This is a genomic window from Chitinophagales bacterium (assembly GCA_019694975.1).
Lineage (GTDB): Bacteria > Bacteroidota > Bacteroidia > Chitinophagales > UBA10324 > JACCZZ01.
Map to the genome: position 1 here is coordinate 497,486 of JAIBAY010000003.1, position 10,452 is coordinate 507,937.

Genomic DNA, 10,452 nt, shown 5'->3' on the forward strand with positions numbered 1-10,452 from the left:
TGATCAGCATCAATGGCGAATTCCTGATCGCTCCTGCTCAGCGCATTAATCCGCGATGTGTGATAAAACTGCAGCCGGCATTTGCTTTTACAAATGAGATGCTGCAATGGGAATGTCCCATTAAACCGGGACTACGCTAAATGACATATGCCGGCGTTGTGGCAGTTCATGCGGCTTCACCATTATCATTAATTCATTAGCCGCTGTTAATAATATTTTTCGAAAGACGCTGCACTTAACACCATATTCATCTTCCTCGTAAATTTCCACACCTGCTCATCTTCAGGCCTGAATGGTTCAAAACCAACCTGGAAAGCCCAGCTGAAATAATCCTGCAGATCATTCAGGTAGTCGGCCATTAATTGCGGTGTCCATAGCGTATTCCTGCCAAGTTGATATTCCTTTCTGAGCTGTTTGCCGACTTCCTGTCCCCATTCATTATTGATGATATCTACATAATTATCAACCGGACCTTCCGCCAAATCATTGATTTCTTTTTTTGAAAATTTTCCAAGGATCAGCTCCGGGTGATGATACCGTTCATGCGTGTCGCCGACAAAATCAGCAAGCCTTTCAGAAAAGCAGGAAGTGATAAATGCCTGTGCCGTCATATGATTGAACGTGTTGAGGTATCCCTTTTCTGTGCTGTCTTTCGCCGTTTTAAATGCGGCGCCGGGTGTGTTGATATGACGTGCCATCGTTTGCGCAAGATTGAAAAAGGCGACATCACCTTCACCAAAAAGCAATGGCCTGACTCTTGACAGCAGGTACACTTTCTCAAGATCTTTCCTGCTGCGCACGGCATAAGGTGACCGGAACATGATGCTAAGGCGATCGAAGAAAGTGCCGTCCTTTGCATCGGCGATATCACCCTGACTGATGCCATACTGCAACACACTGATAACTTCCTTTCCATTGCTGTGGTGCCTTATACAAACTTTCGCACCGCAGTGAATCGTGCTGTCGGTGTCTTTGTTTTCGTTGATATATTCAATCTGAATGACCGACTTCAATTCGCTGAAAGACGTAAACCTGGTTCCCAGTAAAGCTCCTTTTACAGCGCTATAGAGGGCATCAGCCGGAGGAACTTGTGTATCGCTGCCTGTTGAATTATCAAAACAACCATGGAGGTCATGATCACGCTGATCCTGATGTAGCCGGCTACAACCGGCGCAGCATACTGACAGCAGCGAGAACAGTAAAAAATTTTTATTCAGGATAATCATCTACCAACGACCTATGGCCTGTTCATTATCAATTTTCACATGCTCCGTCTTATGCAAAATAAAATATTCCGGCTTACGGTCACCGCCGATGCTCACGGAATCCATAACAAGTTTGCTGACATCATCAAAAACGAAAGCCGGGCGATAATCCGGTGCGCCAATGCTGAGCCTGATATTTTTCATGGATAAGCCATCGACATGCCGCACATAAAAACCCCAGGCAGGCAATTCACCAAACATTGAAAACTCCGGATAGCTGTCAATCTTTTCCGGCACGTCATCCAATCTTGAAAGCGGCATGTTGGCTAAGCCGTTATTGCCTCTTCCGGGATAACTGATTTCGATATTATCCAGCAAAACATTTTCCACTCGGTGGCCGGGAATTCCTGTAATGGAAGAAGGAAATGTATTGTGAAAGAAAGGCAAATCAGGTCCGCGGATTTCATAATCTTCATCCGGACGCCCGAATGCAACCTGCACTTTAATATTCTTCAGCGTAACATTTCTCAAAATACCGGCTTCACTGGCCGGGTTCCTGTCACCCAGCCTGATGAAGATGGCATTACCTGTATTCGCCGCTTTAATATCCTGAATCAGCACATCTTCCAGTGTTCCGCCATCAACACATTCAATGGCAATGGCTGAGCGGAACGTGTCATAGATCCTGATGCTTTCAATGGTGATGTTCCGGAATCCGCCATGCGACCTTGTACCGAATTTGATGGCGCTGGCACTTGAGCGAACAGTGCAGCTTGCGATATAGATGCTGTCGCAGGAATATGTTGCATCGTGTGACTTCAGGCAAATGCCGTCATCGGAAGAATTAATAATACAGTTGGTGACACGCACGTTACGGCAATCCTGAATGTCAATACCGTCATTGTTCCAGTAGGCATCACTATTCACCGTAACACTGTCAATCATAATATCAGCACATTGATCATAAGTCTGTACCCAACAGGCAGCATTCAACAGTGTCACATTGCGGACCTTAATATTCTTACATCTTTCAAACTCGATGAGCTGAGGGCGCACGAGGTAAGAAGGCCTTCCCTCTTCAAAATTATAACTCGCACTATCGAGCTTCCCTGCATAAAATAAGCTGTCAATATTCAGCGCCAGGCGACGACCTTGTCCGTCAATTTTTCCTTTGCCGGTAATGGAGATATTGCTTTGTCCATCTGCAAGTATCAGGGCAAACCACCGGTTTAGTTTTCTGTAATCATCACGGTTCGTGCTTCCGAGCAGCACCGCTTTATCCTGCAGGTACAATTCAACATTTGATTTTAAGATGATGCTGCCGGTTAAAAAAATTCCCGCAGGAACTATCACACGGCCGCCACCATTTTTATTTGCGGCATCAATGGCAGATTGTATAAAAGCGCTATTATCAGTACGTCCGTCCGGTATGGCACCGTAATCTATGATATTATATTCCTGCGCCAACAGCATGCCCTTAGCGTTAAAAATCAGGAATATCATAAACACGATCCGCATCGCTTAAAAGTATGTTTTCTGTTGTTCCCGTTGCCGCACTTCAGGATCCTTCGGCACAAACGTAATATCAACGAATTTCATTTTACCATCCGGTGAGATCTTTATCAAAAGCGATTGATAAGGTTTGAATTCAAATTGCTGATGTATCACTTTTCCATTGATATGCAAGGTCAGTTCACGGTAGTCGGATTTCATCATCAGTGATTGGCCCGAATAAACAGGGTATTGCAAATCTTTCGATCGCAGCTGAGCCAGGAAGAGGTATTTGGTGCCATCGCTTTCTTCCCTGCACCAGTATTCCGGCAAGCTATCACCTGCGATAAGCGGCGCGTGCGGCACCACTGCTTCAAAACGCTGTGAAACATTTTTCAATGAAGACAACTCCTGCAGCATCGTTGCGTAGTCAGGCGATTTTACAAAACCCGGTTGCTTCGGCAGACGCTTCAGGCAAACCGACAAACCATCTTTGGCAAACTCCAGCACTTTTTTCAGTGCACGCATATCCATGTACTCCACATCAATGTAAAGTGAAGAGAATGCCGCATCTCCAACCGTCAATCTTTTATCCTCATACTTTGCTGCTTCCAAAAAATGACGGTTGATCCAGATGGGATGATAACCTTCCGTTTCTTCCGGAGGATACACGTATCGCAATTCATATTCTCCCCAAACCCATACACGCTGCCGCTCGGGAGGATAGGCGCCTTTCATCACACCGTCTTCATAAGGAATATATACAGCCACATCTGTGTATGTTCTTCCTTTTTGCATATAGCCGGAAACTTTTTCGATATATGAATTGAAGGAAGGTAATTCCGGTGTCAGGCTGCCGTTCGGACCAAAATAAGTGGTGGCAAAAAAATCAACTGAATCGGAACCGGCAGGATTATACGGCATGCCATGATAAACATGATGATTGATTCCCTGCGCGAACAATGCATCAGCCACCATTTTAAGATCAGCTGTTTGTTCCTGCCGCAGGTAAGTTGCGGGAAATCCATACATGCACGTAAAGGTCTCGCTGGATACTGTATTTTTTGAAGCGAGACAGGCAGCAGAACTCACAATCCTGCCATAGCGCGGGTTGTTCAGCATGGCTTCCGTTTCAGGAATATCGGCGAGGGAATAGAGTGTCATCACATCGGCAGGCGCTCCGAGGCATTGCACTTTTGACCATACGCCAAGCTCCCTGCATTTATCGGCGAAGGGTTTGTAATAACCGTTGGTAACATAATCATCCAGATGCAGCATGTAATCGTACCGCACATCAGGAAAGGAATCGAGGCCGGCTTCCATATATGGAATAATGTCGTACCCGAATTTTTCACGAAATGTCTTTTCAAAACCTTCAGTCCAGATTTTATTGGTGGCGTTAAGTTTGATCTCCCACGAATCCGTAAACAGTGAGGATTTCGATCCTTTCAATGCATTTTTCAGCGCAGGTATCAGCGGTGCTGCGTAAAGTTTAAAGGCATTGCTGTCGAGGTGATTGATTACCCATTGTGTATCGGGATACGTCCATGCATACGTTAACGCCTGCCTGAAAGCAGTGTCGCCATAAATCTGTGTGCTATGTGCTTTATCAATGTAGTTAGCTGCAATGATCCAGGCGCTGCCAAAGGTAAAATCGCAGGATAGTCCGATAGAGTCAGCATATGATTTTGCATAGGCCACCATCTCCGACCATTCAGGGCTTAGCCATTTTTGCGCAGAGGTATCAACAGGATAATGGCGATTGTATTTTTCTGCATACATTTTCTGATAGCGATACAATGGATACAACCAGCAAATTTCCACGCCGCCAAAATTCATCTCCTTCACCCAATCAAGCTGATGTTTTATGTCCGGTTTTTTTATCTCGGTAGCGAACCACCACCACCTGACAAATGGTTTTGACGTGTTGTAATAAGCATCACTTTCAAGGGAAGGTGTTGCATTTTGCCTGCAGCCATGCAGCGAGCCTAATGTTAAACCACTCAGCAACAAAATGAAGCAATATAATTTCATCCCATGCAAATTTATACAGAAGTCGTATTCCCTGAATAATATCTTCTGCGGGAGACTCTGTTCCGTCCTTAAGCATGATTATCTTTCATTTTAACTGAAGCGTTGAATCAAATCAGATTATTTTCGCACCAATATTTTCCACTAAAACTAATTTACAAATAATGGGCACTGAAAATCCAAAGGTATTTTTTGAAGTAACCGCTGACGGAGAAAAAGTCGGCAGAATCGTTTTTGAATTAAGAGCGGATATCGTTCCGAAGACGGCAGAAAATTTCCGGGCACTGTGTACCGGAGAAAAAGGTTTCGGCTATAAGGGATCAGGTTTTCACAGGATCATTCCTTCTTTCATGTGCCAGGGAGGTGATTTCACCAATGGTAACGGGACCGGTGGAAAAAGCATTTACGGAAATAAATTCCCCGATGAAAACTTTACGCTCAAACATACGGAAGCCGGTTTGCTCTCTATGGCCAATGCCGGACCGAATACAAATGGTTCACAGTTTTTTATCACTACTGTTCCTACGCCGTGGCTGGATGGTAACCACACGGTATTCGGAAAAGTGATTGAAGGAATGGATGTAGTTACCAAAATAGAATCATTCGGCAGCCGGAGCGGTGCCACTTCCAAAAAGGTGGTGATTGCAGATTGCGGGGAAGTAACCGGAAAATAAAATCGCGCAAGCTGTAAAAAGGCTATTGATCTCTTTAATAAAATTTTAGCCTTGCGTGATAAATTGTAAAGCAATATTCCCGGCAGTCGTGCATAACACCATTTGAATCCATGGCCAACAAAGAGCACATAGCAGCAATAAATAAAGGTGTTGAATACTGGAACAACTGGAGAAATGAAAATCCGGTTTCCATTGATCTCCGTGCAGCAGATCTGAGTAAGCTCAATCTAAATGGTGCTGATCTGAAAAGTGCTGATCTGAGTGATGCGAAATTATTCAAAACCAAACTTTGTAAAGCCGATCTGACGCAAGCAAATCTTAAGGGCGCCAGTCTGTGGAATTCAGATCTTACAAATGCGATCCTAAATAAAGCCAACCTGACGGAAGCGGATTTGAACGGAACAAAACTCAATGACGCTGACATCACAGGTGCTAAACTATTCAGGGCGAAACTTTACAGAGCCAGTTTGCAACGCGCCATTTTAACCCATGCCGATTTTAGCGGAGCGAATTTAAAAGAAGCGAATCTGACCGGTTGCAATCTTGCATCGGCAAAGTTCGACGGAGCCAGGCTCACACAATGCAACCTAACGGGAGCCAACCTGAACAAGGCATCGCTGTCGCATGCGGTTTGCGTGCATACAAAATTTACCAACGCAACCATGGATTATGCAACCATCTACGGCATTGCTGTATGGGATATTGATGTGGAAGGACTCGTACAAAAAAACCTCGTCATAACGCCGGCAGGTGTTCCGGAAATAACAGTTGACAATATTGAAGTGGCACAATTCATCTACCTGATTTTAAACAATAAAAAGATCAGGGATGTAATCGGAACTGTCGCAAAGAAAGGCGTGCTGATACTCGGAAGATTTTCTGCCGAAAGAAAAAAAATACTGAATGCCATCCGGGAAAAGCTCCGCGAACATGACTATGTGCCCATCATGTTTGATTTTGAAAAAGCAACAGAAAGGGACTTGACGGAAACAATTAAGTTGCTGGCCGGCATGTCGAGGTTTGTAATTGCAGACATTACGAATCCGAAGAGTGCACCACTTGAGCTCCAGGCAACCGTGCCGGATTATAAAATTCCGTTTTTACCCATTATACAAAAAGGAGAAAAACCATTCGCGCTGTTTTATGATTTACAGCCTAAGTATAATTGGGTATTGGATCTTATTGAATATGATACTGAAACCGATTTGCTGTCGGGTTTTGAGAAAGGAATTCTTGACAGGGCATTGGCAGCAGAAAAAATAATAGCAGGTCAAAGGAGATCTGCCGTATCGGGAAAGCTCAGTTTTAATGATTATAACGCATAGCTCCCATAACCTGCAATGCCTGATGTTTGCCTGCAGGCTGCTACCGGTAACAGAATCAGCTTCGCCTATTTGAAATAAAATTGACACTAAATATTATCTTGTTCCATCAACATGCAATGGATGAAAAGAGATATTTTGCGCCCCCTCCTGCTTTTTTTCAGCTTATTCATTTTTTCATCCAGCAATTCTTTTTCTGAAAATCAATTGCCCGATTCCATTCAGGCAAAATTCAATGCAGCGAAACATGATACGTCCCGTATCAGGATATTGCTTGGATACAGTCAGCAGGTGCAGGATAGCACCGCCCTGATGTATATAAACACGGCTGATTCCCTGATCAAAAAAAATATGTCCGGCCCTTTGAAACGCAATTTCACAGTGCTGCGTGGCGACGCACATACTTACCGGGGAATCATCAACAGAAACATCACTGGTAATTTCCCGGTGGCCATTCAACAGTTTAATGACGCGCTTGCCGACTATGAGATCTCCGGTGATAAATCGGCGATGACCCTTCCGCTGAGTAACCTGCAGGACATATACCTTATGAGCGGTGATTTCGAGAACGCTAAAAAAATTCTTGACCGCAGCCTGTTGGTTCAAAAAGAAAGCGGTGATACGCACGGTTACATCGGCAGCCTGCAAAACTACAGCAACTACTATGCGATGCAGGGCAATGGAGACTCATCCATGGTGGTGTTAACCCTTGCCAACAAGCTGGCAAAGCAGTCGGGTAACAAATCAGATGAAGCATACACGCTGCTCGCTATCGGCACCAATTGGTATAACAAGGGTGATATGTCGAAGGCATTGCCTTATTTATATGAAAGCATCGAAGCTTTTGAAAAATCAAATAAACCGGAAGAGAAGTACCAGGCGTTGCTCGCCGTAGGACTGGTATATGCGAAACTGGGAGCGTATGAAAAAGCCATCGGCTTCTATAAGCCGGCGCTGCAGATCGCCACGGCAACCGGCGACCTGCCGAGTATCTGCCTGGCAGCACTTAACATGGGCATTGCTCTCAGGGCCGGCCAACAAGCTGATTCCGCAATCGGTTACCTGCAGCAGGGGCTGGATGCATCACGTCAGCTTGGCTTCACCATTTACGGAATCTATTCACTGGTGAACCTTGGCGAATGCCACCTCATGAAAAAAGATACAGTGACGGCTATGCGATATTTCCGCGAGAGCGTCACAGAAAATAAAGATGCCATGTTATCAGAAGGGTTGTCGGAGAGTTATTACCAGATCGGGAACATCTTTTTTCTTCAGCACCGGCAGGACAGCGCCATGCACTATGCCAAGCTGAGCATGGAACATGCGAGCCGCTCCCAATATGCCGAAACCCTGAAACCGGTCGTTCAGCTGCTTAGCGCCATCTACGAAAGGAACGGAGACTACCGGAATGCACTTGACTATTACAAACGATACATCGGTTACCGTGATACTATTGATAATAAGAAAGCCTTTCAGGCAGCCGTGGAAAAAGAGTTTGAATATGAAGCGGAGAAAAAGGAATTACTGGCACGTTCAGAACGGGAAAAAGCGGCTGTTGAACTTGCTGCTCAAAAAAACCGCCTGTTGATTTCATCCGTTGCATTTGCGGTGATACTGGTGCTGGGCAGTATCCTGTTGTATGTAAACCGGCAGCGCAAGGAGTCTGTCTACCGCGAAAAACTGGCCGAGAGCGAGATGAAAGCCTTGCGGGCACAGATGAATCCGCACTTCACCTTCAATTCGCTCAACGCCATTCAACAGATGGTATTGAGCAATGAAAATGAAAATGCCTTTCACTACCTCGATACTTACAGCAAACTCACACGGAAGATGCTGGAGAATTCAGAGAAAAAATCCATATCCATTTATGATGAAATCAAATTCCTGGAGCTGTACCTCAGCGTGGAATCATTGCGGTTCCAGCATTCGTTTCGTTATGAGATAAAGGTTGACGACTCGCTCTCTCCGCATGCCTCCCGGGTTCCGGCCATGGTGATACAGCCATATGTCGAAAACGCGATCAAGCATGGCCTCCTGCCCAAAACGGGTGATCAGCAATTGCTGATTCATTTTAAAAGAAATGCGGAGGATGCCGATCTGCTCGAAATCGTGATTGAAGACAATGGTGTGGGAAGAAAGGCAGCGGCATCAAAAAATATGGCTGATCATCAAAGCATGGGCATGTCTATAACGGAGAACCGCTTACGGCTGCTGAAAGGAAAAAAAGACAACAAGGTATTTGTGGAAGACCTTGTTGCGAAAGACGGTACTGTCGCAGGAACGCGTGTGCATATGCTGATCAGCCAGGAATAACAGGTACCGGAATCGGCAGTTTGGGAATGGAAAAGTATCAATCGAAGTAAATCGTATGATCACATCGGTTATTGTTGATGATGAAATCAAGGGGCGGCAGTTTCTGCAACAGCTCTTACATAAGTTTGTTCCGCGTGTAAAGGTTGCCGGGGAAGCAACCAATGCTGCGGAAGCGAAGGAGTTAATTGAGTACGTGCGGCCTGACCTGGTTTTTCTCGACATTGAGATGCCCGGCAAAACCGGTATTGAGATGCTTCAGGAACTGCCGGAGATAAAGTTTGAAGTGATTTTCGTTACGGCATTCAATACCTACGCTGTAGAAGCATTCAGGCTGGGCGCCGTTGACTATTTGCTAAAACCAGTGAGTCCGCCGGAACTGATGCGGGCTGTTGACCGCGTTGAAAAACGGCGTGGCAGCAGCATGCAGCAGAAACAAAAGTTTGAGATACTATCTGAACAATACGGAAAGCCTTTTTCGAAAATTACGGTACCTAACCTGAATGGATTTGAGTTCGTCGATTTCTCCGAAATCATCTATATGCAAAGTGAAGGTAACTACACACATATACGGCTTGCCGGCGGAAAGCAGATACTGGCGACGCGGTTGTTGGGCGAATTTGAAGAAATACTTTCACCCTACAACTTCTTCCGGGTGCATAAATCTTTTATCATTAACCTGCTGCATATAAAAAAATATACCAAAGGCGATGGCGGCGTAGTGATGATGAGTGATGGTGCCGAGATTGATGTGGCACGAAGAAGTAAAGATGCTTTTCTACGCAGGATTCAACTGTAAGCAACGGGATTGATTTGATGTGGGAAAACGGCGCTTCTCTTAAAAAATATTCAACCGTTTACCATTCAATTTCTTCCGCTTCCCTGCCCATAGCCGCCATTCATACACCGGCACTCCTGCCGGTACGGCGGCACGGTATATTTGATGCATGGAGGAAAACACTTACCTGCATGTCTTAATCCTGGATGATGAAGTTCACTCTTTGCAGCTTATCCAATCACTTTTGCTTCCTTTCCCCTTTATTAAACGCACCACCGCGGTGCAAAGCGTGAAAGATGCAATTGTTGTCATTAAGGAACAGGCTGTTGACCTGCTGTTACTCGATATCGAACTGATGGGTGAATCCGGCTTTGATTTGCTGGATCGCATCAGCCAGCCTGCATTTGAATTTGTATGCCTGGCGGCCACCAAAGAGTATGCGTACAAAGCATTTGAGTACGGGAGCTCCGGTTACCTGTTGAAACCTGTGAATGAAACTGAGCTTTTCGCATGCTTTCAGCGACTGCACAGGTTCAGGCCGTTTATCCAGCCGCTCCCGCCGCTGATGCAGCAGGAACAGCCACCTGTCAACTCATTAAAAAAACAAAGCTTTTAAATTCTATTTTTATTTTGAAATCACT

At 45.2% G+C, this 10,452-nt stretch carries 8 protein-coding genes; 5 read left to right on the forward strand and 3 right to left on the reverse strand.

Annotation, left to right across the window (positions count from 1 at the left end; translation table 11 throughout):
• Positions 1 to 206: 206 nt before the first annotated feature.
• The 3 genes from K1X61_08365 to K1X61_08375 are packed head-to-tail and all read right to left on the reverse strand — an operon-like array spanning position 207 to position 4,730.
• On the reverse strand, positions 207 to 1,226 hold the full coding sequence (locus K1X61_08365; GenBank protein ID MBX7108642.1) for a hypothetical protein: 1,020 nt from the start codon (positions 1,224 to 1,226) through the stop codon (positions 207 to 209).
• A complete protein-coding gene (locus tag K1X61_08370; GenBank protein MBX7108643.1) occupies positions 1,227 to 2,723 on the reverse strand; it encodes a glycoside hydrolase family 28 protein in 1,497 nt (498 codons plus the stop codon). It abuts the gene before it with no gap.
• Positions 2,724 to 2,726: 3 nt separating this feature from the next.
• Positions 2,727 to 4,730 (reverse strand): hypothetical protein, encoded by a 2,004-nt coding sequence (locus K1X61_08375; GenBank protein MBX7108644.1) that lies wholly within the window; start codon positions 4,728 to 4,730, stop codon positions 2,727 to 2,729.
• Between the two features lie 161 nt (positions 4,731 to 4,891).
• On the opposite strand from K1X61_08375, the gene K1X61_08380 reads away from it, so the two are divergent.
• The 5 genes from K1X61_08380 to K1X61_08400 all read left to right on the forward strand — a co-directional run bounded on the left by K1X61_08380 (position 4,892) and on the right by K1X61_08400 (position 10,427).
• Positions 4,892 to 5,401, forward strand: coding sequence for a peptidylprolyl isomerase (locus K1X61_08380; GenBank protein MBX7108645.1), 510 nt, complete (start codon positions 4,892 to 4,894; stop codon positions 5,399 to 5,401).
• Positions 5,402 to 5,511: 110 nt separating this feature from the next.
• Entirely contained in the window at positions 5,512 to 6,726 is a 1,215-nt protein-coding gene (locus tag K1X61_08385) for a pentapeptide repeat-containing protein (GenBank protein MBX7108646.1), read from the forward strand.
• 120 nt (positions 6,727 to 6,846) lie between these two features.
• Positions 6,847 to 9,036 carry a tetratricopeptide repeat protein gene (locus K1X61_08390; protein ID MBX7108647.1) on the forward strand — a complete coding sequence of 730 codons (2,190 nt, stop codon included), beginning with the start codon at positions 6,847 to 6,849 and terminating at the stop codon, positions 9,034 to 9,036.
• 55 nt (positions 9,037 to 9,091) lie between these two features.
• On the forward strand, positions 9,092 to 9,832 hold the full coding sequence (locus K1X61_08395) for a LytTR family DNA-binding domain-containing protein (GenBank protein MBX7108648.1): 741 nt from the start codon (positions 9,092 to 9,094) through the stop codon (positions 9,830 to 9,832).
• Positions 9,833 to 9,980: 148 nt separating this feature from the next.
• A complete protein-coding gene (locus K1X61_08400; protein MBX7108649.1) occupies positions 9,981 to 10,427 on the forward strand; it encodes a response regulator in 447 nt (148 codons plus the stop codon).
• Positions 10,428 to 10,452 lie beyond the last annotated feature (25 nt).